The organism is Streptomyces capillispiralis (assembly GCF_007829875.1).
Taxonomy (GTDB): Bacteria; Actinomycetota; Actinomycetes; order Streptomycetales; family Streptomycetaceae; genus Streptomyces; species Streptomyces capillispiralis.
Window position 1 is genome coordinate 7538027 of record NZ_VIWV01000001.1, and the last position, 18158, is coordinate 7556184.

Annotated in this window: 16 protein-coding genes; 7 read left to right on the forward strand and 9 right to left on the reverse strand. The window is 74.6% G+C overall.

Annotated elements, in window-relative coordinates; genetic code table 11:
• Positions 1-30 precede the first annotated feature (30 nt).
• The 6 genes from FHX78_RS32885 to FHX78_RS32910 all read right to left on the reverse strand — a co-directional run bounded on the left by FHX78_RS32885 (position 31) and on the right by FHX78_RS32910 (position 4802).
• Positions 31-1305 (reverse strand): hypothetical protein, encoded by a 1275-nt coding sequence (locus tag FHX78_RS32885; RefSeq protein WP_145870982.1) that lies wholly within the window; start codon positions 1303-1305, stop codon positions 31-33.
• Complete coding sequence (locus FHX78_RS32890; RefSeq protein ID WP_145870983.1) at positions 1302-2600, reverse strand: bifunctional glycosyltransferase family 2/GtrA family protein; 1299 nt, start codon at positions 2598-2600, stop codon at positions 1302-1304. The genes FHX78_RS32885 and FHX78_RS32890 overlap by 4 nt, the downstream gene beginning before the upstream one ends.
• Before the next feature lie 135 nt (positions 2601-2735).
• Entirely contained in the window at positions 2736-3233 is a 498-nt protein-coding gene (locus FHX78_RS32895) for a cellulase (RefSeq protein ID WP_145870984.1), read from the reverse strand.
• Positions 3234-3244: 11 nt separating this feature from the next.
• Positions 3245-3751 (reverse strand): SigE family RNA polymerase sigma factor, encoded by a 507-nt coding sequence (locus FHX78_RS32900; RefSeq protein WP_145870985.1) that lies wholly within the window; start codon positions 3749-3751, stop codon positions 3245-3247.
• Between the two features lie 190 nt (positions 3752-3941).
• Positions 3942-4292, reverse strand: a complete 351-nt coding sequence (locus FHX78_RS32905) for a DUF8129 domain-containing protein (RefSeq protein WP_145870986.1) — start codon at positions 4290-4292, stop codon at positions 3942-3944.
• A gap of 132 nt (positions 4293-4424) precedes the next feature.
• On the reverse strand, positions 4425-4802 hold the full coding sequence (locus tag FHX78_RS32910) for a DUF6479 family protein (RefSeq protein WP_167532013.1): 378 nt from the start codon (positions 4800-4802) through the stop codon (positions 4425-4427).
• A gap of 120 nt (positions 4803-4922) precedes the next feature.
• Here FHX78_RS32910 and FHX78_RS32915 point away from each other — a divergent pair, with 120 nt between their 5' ends.
• From FHX78_RS32915 to FHX78_RS32945, 5 genes are all read left to right on the forward strand, one after another.
• On the forward strand, positions 4923-5294 hold the full coding sequence (locus tag FHX78_RS32915; protein ID WP_145870988.1) for a four-helix bundle copper-binding protein: 372 nt from the start codon (positions 4923-4925) through the stop codon (positions 5292-5294).
• Between the two features lie 129 nt (positions 5295-5423).
• Positions 5424-5885, forward strand: a complete 462-nt coding sequence (locus FHX78_RS32920; RefSeq protein ID WP_145870989.1) for a pyridoxamine 5'-phosphate oxidase family protein — start codon at positions 5424-5426, stop codon at positions 5883-5885.
• Between the two features lie 547 nt (positions 5886-6432).
• Positions 6433-6873: a VOC family protein gene (locus FHX78_RS32930; protein ID WP_229924032.1), complete on the forward strand. Its 441-nt coding sequence runs from the start codon at positions 6433-6435 to the stop codon at positions 6871-6873.
• Positions 6874-7036: 163 nt separating this feature from the next.
• Entirely contained in the window at positions 7037-9334 is a 2298-nt protein-coding gene (locus FHX78_RS32940; protein ID WP_145870990.1) for a serine/threonine-protein kinase, read from the forward strand.
• A gap of 49 nt (positions 9335-9383) precedes the next feature.
• Complete coding sequence (locus FHX78_RS32945) at positions 9384-10955, forward strand: phytoene desaturase family protein (protein ID WP_189908642.1); 1572 nt, start codon at positions 9384-9386, stop codon at positions 10953-10955.
• 34 nt (positions 10956-10989) lie between these two features.
• On the opposite strand, the gene FHX78_RS32950 is transcribed toward FHX78_RS32945, so the two are convergent.
• The 3 genes from FHX78_RS32950 to FHX78_RS32960 form a co-directional block, all read right to left on the reverse strand.
• Positions 10990-12768 (reverse strand): serine hydrolase domain-containing protein, encoded by a 1779-nt coding sequence (locus FHX78_RS32950; protein ID WP_145870992.1) that lies wholly within the window; start codon positions 12766-12768, stop codon positions 10990-10992.
• 264 nt (positions 12769-13032) lie between these two features.
• Positions 13033-14334, reverse strand: a complete 1302-nt coding sequence (gene paaK, locus FHX78_RS32955; protein ID WP_145870993.1) for a phenylacetate--CoA ligase PaaK — start codon at positions 14332-14334, stop codon at positions 13033-13035.
• Between the two features lie 150 nt (positions 14335-14484).
• Entirely contained in the window at positions 14485-16269 is a 1785-nt protein-coding gene (locus FHX78_RS32960) for an alkaline phosphatase family protein (protein WP_229924031.1), read from the reverse strand.
• A 215-nt stretch (positions 16270-16484) separates the two neighbouring features.
• Between FHX78_RS32960 and FHX78_RS32965 the strand changes: the two genes are divergently transcribed.
• Together FHX78_RS32965 and FHX78_RS32970 are read left to right on the forward strand one after the other, a co-directional pair.
• Positions 16485-16727, forward strand: a complete 243-nt coding sequence (locus FHX78_RS32965) for a DUF397 domain-containing protein (protein WP_145870994.1) — start codon at positions 16485-16487, stop codon at positions 16725-16727.
• 137 nt (positions 16728-16864) lie between these two features.
• Entirely contained in the window at positions 16865-17803 is a 939-nt protein-coding gene (locus FHX78_RS32970) for a universal stress protein (protein WP_145870995.1), read from the forward strand.
• The last annotated feature ends 355 nt before the right edge of the window (positions 17804-18158 follow it).

Genomic DNA, 18158 nt, shown 5'->3' on the forward strand with positions numbered 1-18158 from the left:
GGCGCCCCTCTTCACACCGGGGGCCGCGTCCTACGGCACACCGAGTTCGAACAGGACGTACCCCGCGTACGACCCGGAGGCCAGCGCCGCCGTGCCCAGCACCGCGAGCAGCGAGGGCCACTTCAGCCGGCGCATGGCCAGCGCGAGCGGGACGAACAGCGGGAACAGCGGGAGCAGATAGCGGGAGACGTTGCCGAAGTACTGCTGCGTGGCCATCACCATCAGGTACGACAGCACCGTGTAGACGACGAGCACGACCGGTGGGCGCAGCCGCATCAGCAGCACGGTCAGCACCGGCACCAGCAGTACCACCCCGACCCCGATGGTGTCCTCCAGCGGCATGGCGAACAGGTAGTCGAAGTGGCCCACGGGCACGGAGGTGAGCACGTCGAGGGTGTGCCGCCCGTAGTCGAACTTGTGGGCCCAGGCGCCGTCCTGGAGCTTGTTGTAGCCGCCCCAGTCGCCCATGCGGTAGCCGACCCAGCCCAGGTACCCGACCGCGCCCAGCGGCGCGATCAGCACCGCGACCAGCGGACGGCGGATGCCCTCGCGGTGCCGCCACACCGCCACCAGCCCGGCGACCGCCAGGGCGGCGACCAGGGTGACCGCGGTGGGCCGGGCCAGTCCCGCGGTGAAGGTCAGCACCCCGGCGGTGAGCCAGCGGCGGGTCATCACGGCGTAGCAGGCCCAGGCGGCCAGCGCCGTGTACACGGACTCGGAGTACACCGCCCACTCGGCGCCGGAACCGGGCCACACCGCCCACAGGCCGACGGCGACGATTCCGGCCCGGTGCCCGCCCAGCCGGGACGTGACGGCGTGGATGCCGAGCGCGGCGACGAACGAGAACACGACCGACACGGTCATCCCGGCGCCGTACGGGCCGAGCCCGGTGACCTCCGAGACCAGCCGCATCAGCGCCGGGTACAGCGGGAAGAAGGCCGCCGAGTTGCCCTTGAGGGTGATCAGCCCGGTGGCGCCGGGCACCGGTTCGAGCGCCGGGTCGTAGCCGTGCAGGGCGATCTGCTGGTACCACCAGCCGTCCCAGCTGCCCAGCACGTCCCAGGTGTGGGCGCCGCCGCCGAAGCGCGGATGCTTCTCGCGGAAGTCGCCCGCCGAGTCCAGCAGGTACATGAACACGGCGAAGCCCACGAACTTCAGCCCGCCGTACACCGCCAGGACGGGACCGTAGTGCGTGGCGGCGCGGCGCAGCCGCTCGCGCGGGGACGGGGAGGTCTGCGGGGAGGGGTCGGGCGCGGGCACGGCGGCCGGGGCCGGGCCGGCCTGGCTGGTCCCAACGGTGGTCATGAGGCGGAGGATCCTGTCGTACGGCGGGAGCGCTGGCCGGGGAACACCCAGGCCCGCAGGAGGAGGAAGCGCAGCAGGGTCGCGGCCAGGTTGGCGGCGATCAGCGTCAGCAGCTCCACGCGGGGGCCGGCGCCGGGCGCCGTGCTGTGCAGGACCGCCAGCGAGCCGCTGGTGAGGGCGAGACCGACCAGGAAGGCGACCAGTCCCTTGAGCTGGTGCCGCAGCACGCCGCCGCGGCCCCGCACCCCGAAGGTGAGCCGCCGGTTCGCGGCGGTGTTGGCGACGGCGCTCGCCAGCAGGGCGAGCGCGTTGGCCGCCTGGGCGCCCGCCGCGGGCCGGAGCATGCTGTAGAGCAGCAGGTAGAACAGGGTGCTGGCGACGCCGACGGCGGCGAAGCGGAGCAGCTGCGGGACCAGGGCGGGCGGCAGTCCCGCGGCCTCGTCGACCTCCTCGGGGCGGCGCAGCACGGCCAGCGGCAGCCGGCCGCCGGCCAGCGCACGCCCCAGCCGGGCCATGCCGCGCAGGTCCGCCAGCGCCGTCGCCAGGATGTCGACCCGGCTGTCGGGATCGTCCACCCAGTCCACCGGGACCTCGTGGATGCGCAGCCCGGCGCGCTCGGCGATCACCAGCATCTCGGTGTCGAAGAACCACTCCTGGTCCTCCACCAGCGGCAGCAGCCGTTCGGCCACGTCCCGCCGCACCGCCTTGAAGCCGCACTGCGCGTCGGAGAACCCCACCGCGAGGGTGCCGCGCAGCAGCCCGTTGTAGCAGCGGGAGATGAACTCCCGCTTCGGCCCGCGCACCACCCGCGAGCCGCGGGCCAGCCGGGTGCCGATCGCGATGTCCGAGTGCCCGGAGATCAGCGGGGCCACCAGCGGCAGCAGGGCCGCCAGGTCGGTGGACAGGTCCACGTCCAGGTAGGCGAGCACCGGGGCGGACGACCGCGACCAGGCGGAGTGCAGGGCACGGCCGCGCCCCTTCTCGGCCAGCCGTATCCAGTCCGTCCCGGGCAGTTCCGCGGCCAGGCGCTCGGCGATCTCCGGGGTGCGGTCCGTACTGGCGTTGTCGGCGATGGTGATGCGGAAGGAGTAGGGAAAGGTTTCCGCGAGGTGTGCGTGGAGCCGGCGGACACAGGGCTCCAGGTCGTTCTCCTCGTTGTGCACGGGCACGACCACGTCCAGGACGGGCGCCGGGTGGCGGGCCGGCAGCGGCGCCCGGCGCGGCAGCGCCAGCAGGGCCGCGGACGTGGCGGAGGTGCGGCGGTCGATCGGTGTCGACCGCCTCGCGGTTGTCATGACGGGATCACGGTCTCTTTCCGGCTACGGCACGGCGGGGGCCCGGGTGGGGGCATGCCTCAGGCGCTCGAGGTGGGTGGTGGGGTGGAACGGCCGGGGCGGAGGCCGCCTCGGGGCGGGACGGCGGTGCGGTCGCTAGCCGCTGCCGGACGTCGTGCCGTCGGCGGGGACGGAGGGCCCCCGGGCCGTCGACGGGGGCGTGGCCGGCGGCACGGAGGTGACCGGCGGGGCGGCCGGCGTCGTCGTCCCGCCGGCGCCGCCGGACGGGGTGGACGTCGGGGGAGGGACCGAGGTGGCGGCGGACCCGGGAGCCGTGGTGCCGGGCGTGCTCGTCGGCGGGTGGGACGTGCTCGGGGCGTGCGTCGTCGGCGCCGGGGACGACGCGGGCGCCGACGGACTGGTCGCCGGCAGGGGCCGGTGGTCGGCCGGCCGGGAGCCGGCGGCCGACAGCAGCGCCAGCCCCACCCCGAGCCCCGTCACCGCGAGCGCCGAGCCGCCGGCCCGCCACAGCAGCCGCGACCGGCGGCGGGCCCGGATGCCCTGGTACAGGCGCCGCCGGTGCTCGGGCGCGAAGGGGGCCCGCTGCCCGGAGTCGCGCATCATGCGCGTCAGCTCCTGCTCGAAGTCGTCCATCGCTTCTCCCCTCATCCCACGGGACTGACGGAGTCGGACAGGATCTGCCGCAGCCGCGCCACGCCGCGCGAGGCGTGGGAGCGGGCGGTGCCCACCGGGCAGCCGAGGGTCTGCGCCACCTGGCTCTCCGGCAGGTCCTCGTAGTAGCGCAGCACCACGGCCGCCCGCTGCCGGGGCGGCAGCAGGGCCAGCGCGGCCTCCAGCCGGGAGCGTTCGGCGACGGCCGAGGAGACGTCGCCGGGTCCCGGCCGGTCCGGCAGTTCACCCACCGGACGCTCCCCCCACCAGCGTCGCCGGGCCGAACGGGCCGCCAGCCGCACCAGGATCTGGCGCACATACGCGTCGGGCGCCTGCTCGGCGACCTTCGGCCAGGCGAACCACAGCTTCACCAGGGCCTCCTGGACGAGGTCCTCGGCGCGCTGCCGGTCACCGCCGGTGAGCAGCCGCGCGACATGGAGCAGCGCCGACCAGCGGGCGGCCACGAACTCGTCGAAGCCGTCTGCCCGAAACCGCTCCATTCCCACCGCCCCGCATTCGAACAACCCCTTGCACCTCAGACAAAGACTCTTGGCCCCGCGAAACGATGCACCGAAGCGCTGTGATCCACCTCACCTCGCACACGCGAAGGGGCGGGTCGTGTGCTGCTCGCCCGCACGCATGCGGTCGAGCAGCACACGACCCGCCCCTGGTGGACGGGCGGTGGCCCTCCTAGGTACGGTCGCCCTTCGGCTTGCCCCGCTGGTCGGGGGTGCCGTGCGGCGGCGGGCCGAACGGCTGCGGCGAGGTCGCCGGCGTGACCGGCGACCCGGCACGGCCGCCGCCCCGCTCGGGCCGGAGCGCGTCCGGGTCGCCGGACGTCGGCTCGGCACCCTGGCGCAGCTGCTCCAGCCGGGCCGTCAGCACTTCGGTCACCGGGACCCGGTCGGCGTGCGCCCGCTCGTAGGCCAGCAGTTCCTCGACCTCACCCGCGGACAGCGAGCGGACCCGGCTCTCCAGCCCGCCGAGGGGCAGATGGTCGTAATCCGGCAGCGGCAGGCCGGTGCGGGCGGGATCTGCCATGGTTCTCACTTCCCTGTGTGCGACGTGTTCGACGGGTACGACGTGACGTCGTGTTCGACCGGTACGACGTGTTCTTCGCGAACGGCTGACGAGGGGCCGTCGTGGACGGCGGTCCGCAGTGCGGGCGGGCGGTCAGTGGCGGCCCGGTCCTCCGCTGCCGAACCCCCCGCTGCCGCCCTCCTCCCAGCGCGGCCGCTCCTGCGACGCGCTCGGGCGGGTGCCGGCGTTGCCGTGGTCCTTGAGTTCGTGGGGCGTCAGGCGCTCGTCGCTTCTGGGCACCTCGTCCGGGTCCCGGCGCTCCCGTACCTCGTGGACCGGGCCGCCCTCCGGCATCCGGGGCTGTTCCTCAGGGCGGGGCCGGCGCACCGTGCTCTTCCTGACCCGGCGGCTGCCGAAGACGAACATGCCGATCAGCAGGGCGAGCACCACCACGCCCGCCACCACGAGTCCGGCACCGAGGGCACCGCGGCCCGCCGCGAGGTCGGCCGCTTCCATCCAAGAGGTGTTCATCATGGCTCGCGAGTACCCCCGGTCCTGGTCACGAACCCGCTCACCTCACCGCGGGAACGCGCCCGCGCCGTCCCTGCGGGCGCCGGGTTTGACGGCCGTGGCGGCGGCTACCCGCGCGGTGTGACGACGACATCTCAGAAGGAGCTGTTCCGGTTCCTGGAGGACCGCTTCGCCTGCGCCCAGGCGTGCACGGAGTGCGCCCGGGCGTGTGCGATGCGGGCGAGTCTGGTGGACCCGGACGGCACCGAGAACCAGGAACTCGTACGACGCAAGGGCATCATGTGCGCGGAGGTGTGCGACGCGACGTGCCGGGTGCTGTCCGAGCAGAACCAGGTGGACGAGGCGACCATCCGGATCCAGGTGGAGTGGTGCCGCCAGGTGTGCCTGGAGAGCGCGCAGGTGTTCGACGGCCACCCCGAGGCGGAGCGGGCCGCCCAGGCGTGCCGCGACTGCGCACGCGCGTGCACGGAATTCCTCGTCACCCTGAACTGACGCGAGCGTGCCGAGGAACCGGCGTGAATGGGCCGACGGCGGCGTGCCGGGCGGAGGGCTCATCGGTCGCGGGGAGTAGGTCCCGCGCCCCAGGCGCGCCGCTCCCCTGCCTGGCTAGGGTCGGTGCCCATGAAGACCACGGAGACCGTCCCACGCCGGACGGCGGAGCGCAGGCGCGACGTCCTCGAACGCCTCGGCACGGAGCGGGACGTATGGCTGTCGACGGCCCACCCCGATCACGGTCCGCACCAGGTGCCCCTGTGGTTCTCGTGGGACGGGCGGGCGCTGTGGATGTGCACCGGCGCCACCTCCGTCACCGCGCGCAACGTCCGCGCGGAGCCGCGCGTGCGCCTGTCGCTGCCGGACACCTTCGACGTGGTGCTGCTCCAGGGTGAGGCGGAGTGCTTCCCGGACCAGGAGGTGCCCGACGGCGCGGCGCGGGCGTTCGCCGACAAGTTCGGGTGGGATCCCCGCGGAGAAGAGGGCTCCTTCGTGTACGTACGCGTGGTCCCGCGGACCGTGCGCGCCTGGCGTGGCGTGCCGGAACTGCGCGGGAGGGTCGTCATGCGCGACGGGACGTGGCTGGAGTAGCGCCCGGCCGGCTCGACCGGTCCGCGGGCCAGGCACATCGCCGGGCCCGCTGATGGGGTGGCCGGCATGACCGACCTCGCCCCCGTCGCCCGGCCGCCTGCCCCCGTCGAGACCGAGCGGCTCGTGCTCCGGGAGCCCGAGGCCCGGGACCGTGCGGCGTTCGTCGACTGCCGGCGTCACCGGCGTCGCGCTCGACGGGGCGATGATCGGCCAGATCCTCCTCAGGAGGCCCCGGCTTCGCCGCGAGGCGCACCGAGCCGGTGTTCGCGGTCCGGGTGGCGAGCACCACGGGCTCGCCGGGGGCGACGGAGCACCGTCGCCCCCGGCCGCTGTAAGCAAGGTCGACCCCGGCTACCTGTGCCTGCCGCGGGCGTGGGGACGCGGGAGTGCACCGAGGTGGAGCGGTTCCGGGCCTGGGGCGCCGAGCGGTGGTTCGGCCTGCGGGCGGCGACACGTCCGGGTGCCGGGAACGCGATACCGGCTCCGTCCCGGGGCGGCGCGGGTAACAGTGGTCGGAGCGGACTGCGCGACGAACAAGGAGCACCCCGTGGCGATCCAGCGGATGGACAACGTGGCCGTCGTCGTCGACGACCTGGAGGCGGCCGTCGCCTTCTTCACCGAGCTCGGGATGGAGCTGGAGGGCGAGGCGCGGATCGAGGGGGTCTGGGCGGACCGCACGGTCGGCCTCGACGGGGTCCGCAGCGCCATCGCGATGATGCGCACCCCCGACGGCCACGGCAGGCTGGAGCTGACGAAGTTCCACACCCCCGCGGCCGTCGCGGCCGGACCGCCCCACCCGCCCCCCAACACGCTGGGCCTGCACCGGGTCATGTTCGCCGTCGACGACATCGACGACACCATCGCCCGCCTGCGCCGCCATGGCGCCGAACTCCTCGGCGAGGTCGCGCAGTACGAGAACGCCTACCGGCTCTGCAACCTCCGCGGCCCCGCGGGCATCATCGTCGCCCTGGCCGAACGGATCGGCTAGCTTCCGCCCCCGGTCGAACCTTCTGGTCACCGGGGCGGCCAGGGCGGGGGACGGGCCGAAGGGTGCGGGAGCGCCCGGCACCGTACAAACTCGGGCGAGTTGTCGCCATACTGGACGAGCCAGGGGAGGGCGCTGCGGACTGCGACGGGGGCGGGCTGGGGAGATGGGGGACAGCAGGCTGATCCACGGCCGGTACCGGCTGCTGGACCGGATCGGGCGCGGCGGCATGGGGGAGGTGTGGCGGGCGCGGGACGAGTCGCTGGGGCGGCAGGTCGCCGTCAAGTGCCTCAACCCCCTCGTCCCGCAGCACGATCAGTCGTCCGGCCGGGTGCTGCGCGAGCGGTTCCGCCGCGAGGCGCGGGTGGCGGCGGCCCTGCAGCACCGCGGGATCACGGTCGTGCACGACTTCGGGGAGTCCGAGGGCGTGCTGTACCTGGTCATGGAGCTGCTCCAGGGCCGCAACCTCAGTCAGCTCCTGGAGGACAACAAGCAGCACCCGCTGCCGGTCGACGAGGTGGTGGAGATCGCCGAGCAGGTCGCCGCCGCGCTCGCCTACACCCACGACCAGGGCATCGTGCACCGGGACCTCAAGCCCGCCAACATCGTGCGGCTGGACGACGGCACGGTGAAGATCTGCGACTTCGGCATCGCCCGGCTCGGCCACGACATCGGGTTCACCTCCCGGCTGACCGGCACCGGCGTCGCCATGGGCACCCCGCACTACATGTCCCCGGAGCAGATCAGCGGCGCGGAGGTCGACCGGCGCAGCGATCTGTACTCCTTCGGATGTGTGTTGTACGAGATCGCCACCGGCGTACCGCCGTTCGACCTCGACGACGCCTGGGCGATCCTCGTCGGCCACCGCGACACCCCGCCCAGCCCGCCGCGCGTCCACCGCGCCGAACTGCCCGAGCGGCTGGAGGACATCATCCTGGACCTGCTGGCCAAGGAGCCCGGCGGGCGACCGGACAGCGCCCGCGAACTGGGCCGCCGGATCGGCGCGCTGCGGGCCGCGCCGGCCGGGGTGCCTGCCGCGGTGCCGGCCGCGGTGGCGGCCCGCCCGGAACCGCCGGGCCCGTCCGGGGCGACCGGGGGCGCCGTCCGCGCGCGACGCGCCGGTGAGCCGGGCCCCGCGGGGCGCCCGGCCCGGCTGCCGTCCTGGACCCGCGGCATGACCACCGGGCACAAGGCGGCCGGCACCGGACTGCGCGGCACACCCCCGGACCCGGCGTCCGGCCTGTCCGGCGAGTGGATCGCCCGCCCCGGGACCGCCTCCGGGGCGCAGCCCGCGCCGCAGGAGCGGCCCACCCCGTCACCGGAGGCGCTGACCGCCCTGGCCGGGCGGTACAACGCGGGCCTGAGCCTGGGACGCCTCGGCCGCTGGACGGAGGCGGGGGAGGTGCACCGCGCGGTCGCCGCCGAGCGCGAGCACATCCTCGGCCCGGACCACCCGGACACCCTCGCCAGCCGCTACGAGGTCGCGTTCACCCTGAGCCGCACCGGCCGCGCCGCCGAGGCGCTGCGCGGGTACAAGCACGTGGCGGAGGCCCGCATCCGCGCGCTCGGCGCCGACCACCCCGACACCCTCGCAGTCCGCCAGGAAATGGCGTACGTCCTCGCCCAGTCGGGGCGTCCCTTCGACGCCCACCAGGTGTACCTGTCCGTGCTCGCCGACCGCGAGCGGACCATGGGGCCCGACCACCCGGACACCCTGCGCTGCCGGCACAACCTCGCGTTCAACCTCGGCCGGCTCGGCCGCCTGGAGGACTCGTACGGCATGGCCCGCGACGTGGCCGCCGCCCGCGCCCGGGTGCTCGGACCCGAGCACCCGGACACCCTCGTCACCCGGTACGACATCGCCTACACGCTCGGCCGGCTGGGCCGCTGGACGGAGGCGCTCCGGACCTACCGCGAGGTCGCCGAGGCCCGCGCCAGGGCGCTGGGCCCCGACCACCCCGACACCCTCGCCGCCCGCCACGAGATCGGCATCGGCCTGGGCCGCCTCGGCCAGGTCGCGCAGGCCCTCGACCACTACCGGGACCTGGTCGAGGACCGCACCCGCGTCCAGGGACCCACCCACCCCGAGACCCTGCGCGCCCGGCACGGCATCGGCGTCAACCTCGGCCGGCTCGGCCGCTGGGCGGAGGCCCTCGCCGAGTCCCGCGACGTGTGCGCCCTGCGGGAGCACGTCCTCGGCCCGGACCACGCCGACACCCTGGTCAGCCGCCGCGAGGTCGCCGTGGGGCTGGGCTGGCTGGGCCGCTGGGCACAGGCGCTGACCGAGTACCGGCGGGTCGCCGAGGCCCGCGAGCGCGTCCTCGGCGCGGACCACCCCGACACCCTCGCCGCCCGCGACGACGAGGCGCACTGCCTGGACCGGCTGGGCCGCGGCGGGGAGGCGGCCGAGCTGCACCGCCGGGTGGCGGCACTGCGGCAGCGGCGGGCGGCCGGCGGCAGCTGATCCCCCACCACGTCTGGCCGGTCCGGATCACCGCGTGTTACGAAGGACCATGACCGCAGCCCCGGCATCCCGGACGTACGACGCCGTCATCGTCGGCGGAGGCCACAACGGCCTCGTCGCCGCCGCCTACCTCGCCCGCGCCGGCCGTTCCGTGCTGGTGCTGGAACGGCTGGACCACACCGGCGGGGCAGCGGTGTCCACCCGCCCCTTCACCGGTGTCGACGCCCGGCTGTCCCGGTACTCGTACCTGGTCAGCCTGCTGCCCGCGAAGATCGTCCGGGACCTGGGGCTGGACTTCCGGCTCCGCACCCGCACCATCTCCTCCTACACGCCCACCGAACGCGACGGACGGCCCACCGGGCTGCTCGTCGGCGGCGGCGAGCGGCGCACCCGCGAGGCGTTCGCCCGGCTCACCGGCTCCGAACGCGAGTACCGCTCCTGGCAGCGCTTCTACGCCATGACCGGCCGCGTCGCCCGGCGCGTCTTCCCGACCCTCACCGAGCCGCTGCCCACCCGTGACGCCCTGCGCCGCACCGTCGACGACGAGGAGGCATGGCGGACCCTCTTCGAGGAACCCATCGGCGTCGCCGTCGAGAAGCACTTCACCGACGACCTCGTGCGCGGCGTCGTCCTCACCGACGCCCTCATCGGCACCTTCGCCGACGCCCACGACCCCTCACTGCGACAGAACCGCTGCTTCCTCTACCACGTCATCGGCGGCGGCACCGGCGCCTGGGACGTGCCGGTCGGTGGCATGGGAGCCCTCACCGACGCGCTGGCCGACGCCGCACGCGCCGCCGGCGCGGTCGTCGCCACCGGCCACGAGGCGGTGCGCATCGACACCGACGGCCGCACGGCCGAGGTCACCCACCGCACGGCCGACGGCGAGGCCGTCGCCGCCGCCCGGCACGTCCTGGTGAACGCCTCACCGCACGCACTGGCGGCGCTCACCGGCGACACGCCCCCGCCGCCCGCCGAGGGCGCCCAGCTGAAGGTGAACATGCTGCTCAAGCGGCTGCCCAGGCTGCGCGACACCTCCGTCGACCCGCGCGAGGCCTTCGCCGGCACCTTCCACATCGCCGAGGGGTACGGCCAACTGGCCGACGCGTACCGGCGTGCCGCCGCCGGTGAACCGCCCACCGCACCGCCCTCGGAGATCTACTGCCACTCGCTCACCGACCCGTCGATCCTCGGCCCGGACCTGGCCTCCCGGGGCTACCACACCCTCACCCTGTTCGGACTGCACACCCCGGCACGGCTGTTCGCGCGGGACAACGACGCCGTGCGCGAGGAACTGCTGACGTCGACGCTCGCCCAGCTCGACGCACACCTCGCCGAACCCCTCGCGGACTGCCTGGCCACCGACGCCGACGGCCGCCCGTGCCTGGAGGCCCGCTCCCCGCTGGACCTGGAACGCGACCTCGAACTGCCCGGCGGCAACATCTTCCACCGCGAACTCTCCTGGCCCCACGCCCAGGACGGCACCGGCCGCTGGGGCGTGGAGACCCGGCACGCCAACGTCCTCCTCTGCGGCGCGGGCGCCGTGCGCGGCGGCGGGGTGAGCGGCGTACCGGGGCACAACGCGGCCATGGCGGTGCTGGAGACCACGGGAAAGACCTGACCGGGCGTCAGGTCCCCGCAGCGCGCCCCGCCGGTCAGTTCGTCGACGGCGTCCAGCCGGTCGCCTCGACTCGCGCCGCGTCCGCCGGCCGTGCCTCGTCGAACAGCACGCCGTCGCCGGTCTCGACGCGCAACGCGTCGACGTAGGCGCCGCGTCCCACGTACAGCCGGTCGGTGGTGTACCGCCAGCGCAGGGCGAGGCCGGGCGCGGGCGGCAGGTCGGCGGAGAGGGTGTGCCAGACGCGGCCGGACCAGCCGGTGACCGTGCCCGTCGGACGGGGCTCCGGCTCCCCGCCCGGGCGCGCGGTGGTGAACGGCACCGGCTGCCAGGACGTCCCCCCGTCCGTGGACGCCTCCAGGGCGAGGACGTCGGCGCGCGGCTCCGTGTCCCACCACAGCGCGCAGCGCAGCCGCGCCCGGCCGGACGAGGTGTCCAGCGCGGGGAGGGCGAGGGTCGCCGTCGACGAGCCCGCCATCCCGGAGAACCATGCCGTACGCCCGCGCGCCGGCCGTACCGGCACCGCGCGCGCCAGCCGGTTCGCCGCGGCCACACGGGGAGCGGACCCGGAGCGCCAACTGCGCACCGGGTGCACGGAGTTGCCCAGTACCACCAGGAAGGAGTCGGTGGTCGGGTCGAGCACCAGGGAGGTCCCGGTGAAGCCGGTGTGGCCCGCCGTGCGCGGGGTGGCCATCGCGCCCATGTACCAGTGCTGGTGGAGCTCGAAGCCGAGGCCGTGTTCGTCGCCGGGGAAGGCCGTGTTGAAGTCGGTGAACATCAGCTCCACCGACTCGGGGGCGAGGATCCGCTCCCGGCCGTAGGCGCCGCCGTTGAGCAGGGTCCGCCCCAGGACCGCCAGGTCCCAGGCGTCGGAGAACACGCCCGCGTGGCCCGCGACGCCGCCCAGGCTGTGGGCGTTCTCGTCGTGCACCTCGCCCCACACCAGCCCCCGGTCGAGACCGGACCACGGTCTGCGGGCGTCCTCCGTGGCCGCGATCCGGGGCTTCCAGGAGGCGGGCGGGTTGTAGCGGGTGCGGTGCATGCCCAACGGGGCGGTGATCTCGTCGTGCAGCAGGACGTCGAGCGTACGGCCGGTGACCGCCTCCAGGACCAGCTGGAGCGAGATCAGGTTCAGGTCCGAGTAGAGATAGGCGGTCCCGGGCGGACCGGCCGGCTTCTCGTCGAGGATCAGCCGGACCTTCTCCTCGTACGTGGGCGCGTTGTAGAGCGGGATCCAGGCGCGGAAACCCGAGGTGTGCGTCAGCAGATGACGGATCGTCATGTCCTGCTTGCCCGCACGCCCGAAGTCCGGCAGGTAGGAGGCGACGGCGGCTTCCAGCTCCAGCGCACCGCGTTCGATCTGCTGCACGGCCAGGATCGAGGTGAACAGCTTGGAGACCGACGCCAGGTCGAAGACGGTGTCCTCGGCCATGGGGATCTGCTGGTCCGCCGGGAACTCGACGCCGGTGTCGGTCACTTCGTCGTACGCCCGGTAGCGCACCGCCATGCCGATGGGCCGGTGCAGTGCCACGGTGCCGCCGCGTCCGGCGAGCAGTACGGCGCCCGCGTACCAGGGGTGCGCGGGGGAGGGGGCGAGGAACGCCTCGGCGTCGGTGACGAGGTGCCGCAGGGGTGCGGCGAGCAGTCCGGCGTCCCGGGCGGACCCGTGCCGCAGGGTCGGCCGGCCCCCGCGCGCGGGTGCGGCCGCCGCGGCCGGGTCGGCCGGCAGGGCGGCGAAGGCCAGGGCACCGCCCAGGGCCAGCGCCCCTCCCGTCAGCCGGCGCCGGGTGATGCCTCTCGCCCCTTCGTCCGCCATGAGGTTCCTCCCGTGTCGTGGCCCTCGGCCGGGCTGAAAGATTTTTTCGGGGGTCGCCTTGCGGAGTGAAACTTTCCTGTCAGGTGCGTGATGTGTCAATGGGGCGTGCGCGGTTGCCGGGAAAAGCACGGCCGCGCATCCCGCCGAGTGGGGGCCCCGCGCGGCCGTCAGGCCCTGTCCCTGTCGTCGGACTCCCGTCCGCCGCGCACCCCGCGGGCGCACGACGGGGCCCGCGGGCGCACGGCGGGAGGTCGGGTACAGGCGCTAACCGCGCGGCTCGCGCAGATCCACGATCCGCCGGATCTTGCCCACCGACCGCTCCAGCGTCTCCGGGTCGACGATCTCCACCCCGGCCGACACCCCGATGCCGTCCTTCACCGCCGCCGCGATGGACCGCGCGGCCGCGTCCCGCGCCGCCGCGTCCGCGTCGGGACGGGCCTCCGCGCGGACGGTGAGGCAGTCCAGGCGGCCCTGCGTGGTGAGCCGGAGCTGGAAATGGGGTGCCACGCCCGGTGTGCGCAGCACGATCTCCTCGATCTGGGTGGGGAAGAGGTTCACCCCGCGCAGGATCACCATGTCGTCGCTGCGGCCGGTGACCTTCTCCATCCGCCGGAACACCCGCGCGGTGCCCGGCAGCAGCCGGGTCAGGTCCCGCGTCCGGTACCGGACGATCGGCATCGCCTCCTTGGTGAGCGAGGTGAAGACCAGCTCGCCCCGCTCGCCCTCCGGCAGGACCTCCCCGGTGAGGGGGTCGACGACCTCCGGGAAGAAGTGGTCCTCCCAGATGTGCAGACCGTCCTTGGTCTCCACGCACTCCTGTGCGACACCCGGGCCGATCACCTCCGACAGCCCGTATATGTCGACCGCGTCGATCGCGAACCGCTCCTCGATCTCCTGCCGCATCCGCTCCGTCCACGGCTCCGCGCCGAAGATGCCCACGCGCAGCGAGGTGCCGCGCGGGTCGACGCCCTGCCGCTCGAACTCGTCGAGCAGCGTGAGCATGTAGGAGGGGGTCACCATGATGATCGAGGGCTTCAGGTCCTGGATCAGCCGCACCTGACGGGACGTCATGCCGCCGGACGCGGGGATCACCGTGCAGCCGAGCCGTTCGGCGCCGTAGTGGGCGCCCAGGCCGCCGGTGAACAGGCCGTAGCCGTACGCCACATGGGCCGTGTCCCCGGGCCTGCCGCCCGCCGCGCGGATCGACCGGGCCACCATGTCGGCCCACATGGACAGATCGCCCTCGGTGTAGCCGACCACCGTGGGCAGTCCGGTGGTGCCGCTGGAGGCGTGGATGCGGCGGACGCGGTCACGCGGCACGGCGAACATGCCGTACGGGTAGTTGTCCCGCAGGTCCGCCTTGGTGGTGAAGGGGAACCGGGACAGGTCGGACAGGGAGCGGCAGTCGTCCGGGTGGACGCCCGCCTGGTCGAAGGACCGCCGGTAGAACGGCACGTTGTCGTAGGCGTGCCGCAGCGAGGTCCGCAACCGCTCCAGCTGGAGGGCCCGCAGTCCCTCGGTGTCGAGCCGCTCCGCCGGGTCCAGCAGGTCCGCCGCCTCCGTCATCGGGACCGTCCCCTCACCTGTCGAGCCAATCGCAACAATCCGGACGACCGATCATTCGGTCGATCGTCCGGCACCAGTAAGTCAGGCACCGGCTCCCAGGGCAAGAGCCCGGCCTGCACTTTTTCCCGCGTCGGGCCCGGCCCGGCGCCGTCACCGCTGGACGGCCGGACCCCGGGACGCCCCACCGTCCGGGCCGTACGCCGTCATGAAGCGGTCACGGAACTCGTCCATGCCCCAGCGCGGCGCGTCCGGCGCCGGCTTGAGCCCGTCGGTCCAGTTCCAGCCGGCCACCCTCTCCAGCACCTTCTCGTCCTTGGCGACGATCGTGACCGGCACGTCCCTGCCGGTGCTCCCGGCGGTCACGGTGGGCACCGGCTGGTGGTCGCCGAGGAAGACCAGGACCGTGTCCTCGTCGCCGTACCGCTCGACCCACTCGGTGAGGCTGCGCAGCGAGTACTCGATGGCGCGCCGGTACTCGGTGCGCACCTTCTCCGGATCCTTCCAGACCTCCTTGGGGTCCGTGCCCTCCTTCTTGATCCGGTGGAACACCGACCCGTCGCCGAGGTCGTCCCAGTCGACCATGCGCGCGAGGGGCGACCAGGGGTTGTGGCTGGAGGCGAGGATGATCTCCGCCATGATCGGTTCGCGGTCCTCCTTCCCGTGCTCCAGGCGCTCGAAGGCCTCCAGGCTGAACTGGTCGGGCACGGGCGTCCAGCTGAAGTACGGGCCGTGGTAGCCGAGGTGCTCGGAGTCGTAGATGTGGTCCAGGCCGAAGAACTCACCCTCCGGCCAGGCCCGCCGCACGCCGGGCACGATGCCGACGGTGCGCCAGTCGCCGGTCCTGCGGAAGTAGCTGGTGAGGGTCATGCGGTCACTGGTGGTCAGGCTGCGGTAGCGCTGCTGGTTCTTGATCCACAGGCCGGACAGGAAGGTCGAGTGGGCCAGCCAGCTCCCGGCGCCGGTCACCGGGGACCTCAGCCAGCCGCTGCGCGAGGCGAACCCGGCGTCCGCCAGCCGCCGGGTGCCGTCCTTCAGCGCCGCGTCGACCGGCCCCGCCATCGCCGGGTCGTCGATCGCGACCCGGCCGTAGCTCTCGATGAAGGTGAACAGGACGTCCTTGCCGCGCAGCCCCGTCAGCAGCCGGTCGGGCGGCGTCTTCGCGAAGGCGTCGACCGCCGCCTCCTCCTCGAACACCCGCGCGTCGCGCAACCCCGCGCGCACCTGCTCGACGCGGTTGCCCAGCATCTCCGCGGTGCCCTTGGTCGCCACGGGAACACCGGTGATCTGCACACCGAGCGTCACACACGTGATCCACGCGACCCCGAGCACCAGCGTGGTCCGGGCGGCGGCCGGACGGTGGCGGACCATCACCCCGGTCAGCCGCACCGTCGCCAGCGTCATCAGCACCAGCACACCGAGGAACAGCACGATCACCCCGGCCACGGCGAGCACCTGCCCGCCCCGGCCGAACGACTCCCGGACGAACTCCGCCGCGTCGTCGAGCAGGATCCAGTCGAGCACCAGGTCGAACGGCCGGGCCAGCACCTGGTGGAACCCCATGTCCACGAACTTCAGGACGGTGAGCAGGCCGAGCAGGACGCCCGCGACCACCGCCGCGACCCGCCGGAACCTCGGCGGCAGCGTCAGCAGCAGCGTCGCCAGCAGGATCCCCTCGGCGGGCAGCCGCAGGAAGGCGGCCGGGTTCACCCGTTCCACCTGGTTCGGCACCAGCAGCGCGAACAGCACCAGCGCTCCGGCGAGCGCGGTCGTGCCGACCGTGACACCGCGCGCCAGCCGGGGCCGGCGGCGCCGCCAGCCGAACCAGCCCGGCGGCGCCGGGTCCGGTGCGCCCTCGGCGGCGGCCGGCGCGCCGTCCCGGTCCGCTCCGCCCCCGGTGGTGTCCGACGGCTGACGGGAGCGAATGAAGAGCGACACCCGGAGGGTCCTTCCGTGCGGTCCTGCGGTGGCATGGCGAACGGGGCCCGGTGACGGGCCCGCCCCCCACCAGTACGTCGGCACGCCGCCGTCCGTTCACAGCACGCCCGCCCGTCCCGCCGCGCCCCGCGAAAAGGTACTCACCGCGCGGCCTGTCCGGGGCAGGAACCGATCGCTAGGCTGACCGCGGACGACGAATCGGGAGGAGCACGGACGTGGCCGAGAGCACCACCCAGCAGCGCCCGCTCACGGGCTGGGACAAGCCGGACCTTGACCTCAGCAACGCGCAGTGGCAGTCCAGCAGCCGAGGCAGGGGCGATGTGCAGATCGCCTTCGTGGAGGGCTTCATCGCCATGCGCAACAGTGGCCGCCCGGAGAGCCCCTCCCTGATCTTCACCCCCGCGGAGTGGGGCGCCTTCGTGTCGGGAGCCCGGGAAGGGGAGTTCGACCTCACCTGAGCGGTGGGCCGTCGCGGACCGCCGGGAGGTGTGCTCCGCGTAATTCCGGACACGCGGCCTGAAGCGCCGTTCCCGGGCCACGCCTGCGTCAGGCTGGCCCGGGGGAGGCCGAGGTCGTACTCCGGAGGCGAGGAACCATGAGCACCCAGCCGGTCGTCGCAGCGGTCGACGGTTCGGACGACAGCCTGCGCGCCCTGGAGTGGGCCCTCGACGCCGCCCGCCGGCGCGAGGCCCCGCTGCGCATCGTGCACGTACGGCAGTACGCCCCCTGGGCGCAGCCCGAGGTCCTGGCGGCCGGGCCGCCCGACCCCGACGCGGACCCGGTCCTCGACCGGGTCCGCGCGCACCTGGCGGGACGGACCGGGCCGCCGGCCGTCGAGTACGCCGCCCTGGAGGGCGCGCCCGGTGTGCTGCTGCCCGAAGCGGGGGCCACCGCCCGGCTGCTGGTGCTCGGCTCCCGGGGCCGCGGCGGCTTCGCCAGCCTGCTGCTCGGCTCCAATTCCCTGGCCGCCGCCCGTGACGCCGAATGCCCCGTCGTCGTGGTCCCCCGGCCCGGACGCGGGACCGACGCCGCCCCGCCGGACCGGCCCGGACGCGGGACCGACGCCGCCCCGCCGGACCGGCCCGGCCGGCCCGTGGTGGCCGGCCTGCACGCCGACAGCCCCGACGAGGCCACGCTCGCCTTCGCCTTCGCCGAGGCCGCCCTGCGCGGCGCCCCGCTGCGGATCGTCGCCGCCTACCCGTGGCCCCTGCAGACCTGGATGCTGCCCGGGGAGATGCCCCCGCCCGCGATCGACCAGGATGCCGTCGAGCACGAGACGCGCGCCCTCGCCGACGGCTTCCTCGCCCCGCACCGCGAGCGCCACCCCGAGGTCACCGCTCGGACCGACGTACTGCCCGGAGACGCCGCGGGGCAGCTGGTCGAGGCCTCCCGGGACGCCGAGCTGGTCGTCGTGGGCCGTCACCGCCGCCGTCTGCTGGTGCCCGCCCGCATGATGGGGTCGGTGACCCAGGCCGTCCTCCTCCACGCGGCGAGTCCGGTGGCGGTCGTCCCGCCGGCCCCTCCGGAGGAGTAGCCCCGCGCCGGCCCGGTCCGGCAGCGGCCGGCCGTACGGCACGGGCGCCCGGAGCGCGGGCACCCCCGCGCCGGCGCGCGGCCGAGGGACGGCGGCGCCCCTGCCATCACCCCCGTGCAGGACTCGACCGCAGGGGCGCCCGTCTCGCCCTCGCCCTGACCCGTCCGGTACGACGGCGACGGCGGGGTCGGCGACGACCCGGGCGAGCCCGGCGGGCCCACCGCCTGGGTGCGGGCCCACCCGGACGCGGTGCACCACCGCGCCGACGCCGATGCGCTCACCGCGGTCCGCGACCTGCGCGCCGCCGTCCGCTCCCTCTCCCCCTCCGCGCGCACGCGGTGCGTGCACCCCCACC

Coding starts and splice junctions, on each gene's coding strand:
- FHX78_RS32885 (WP_145870982.1), bottom strand. CDS start 1,305: ATGACCACCGTTGGGACCAGCCAGGCCGGCCCGGCCCCGGCCGCCGTG.
- FHX78_RS32890 (WP_145870983.1), bottom strand. CDS start 2,600: ATGACAACCGCGAGGCGGTCGACACCGATCGACCGCCGCACCTCCGCC.
- FHX78_RS32895 (WP_145870984.1), bottom strand. CDS start 3,233: ATGGACGACTTCGAGCAGGAGCTGACGCGCATGATGCGCGACTCCGGG.
- FHX78_RS32900 (WP_145870985.1), bottom strand. CDS start 3,751: ATGGAGCGGTTTCGGGCAGACGGCTTCGACGAGTTCGTGGCCGCCCGC.
- FHX78_RS32905 (WP_145870986.1), bottom strand. CDS start 4,292: ATGGCAGATCCCGCCCGCACCGGCCTGCCGCTGCCGGATTACGACCAT.
- FHX78_RS32910 (WP_167532013.1), bottom strand. CDS start 4,802: ATGAACACCTCTTGGATGGAAGCGGCCGACCTCGCGGCGGGCCGCGGT.
- FHX78_RS32920 (WP_145870989.1), top strand. CDS start 5,424: ATGAAGACCACGGAGACCGTCCCACGCCGGACGGCGGAGCGCAGGCGC.
- FHX78_RS32940 (WP_145870990.1), top strand. CDS start 7,037: ATGGGGGACAGCAGGCTGATCCACGGCCGGTACCGGCTGCTGGACCGG.
- FHX78_RS32945 (WP_189908642.1), top strand. CDS start 9,384: ATGACCGCAGCCCCGGCATCCCGGACGTACGACGCCGTCATCGTCGGC.
- FHX78_RS32950 (WP_145870992.1), bottom strand. CDS start 12,768: ATGGCGGACGAAGGGGCGAGAGGCATCACCCGGCGCCGGCTGACGGGA.
- paaK (WP_145870993.1), bottom strand. CDS start 14,334: ATGACGGAGGCGGCGGACCTGCTGGACCCGGCGGAGCGGCTCGACACC.
- FHX78_RS32970 (WP_145870995.1), top strand. CDS start 16,865: ATGAGCACCCAGCCGGTCGTCGCAGCGGTCGACGGTTCGGACGACAGC.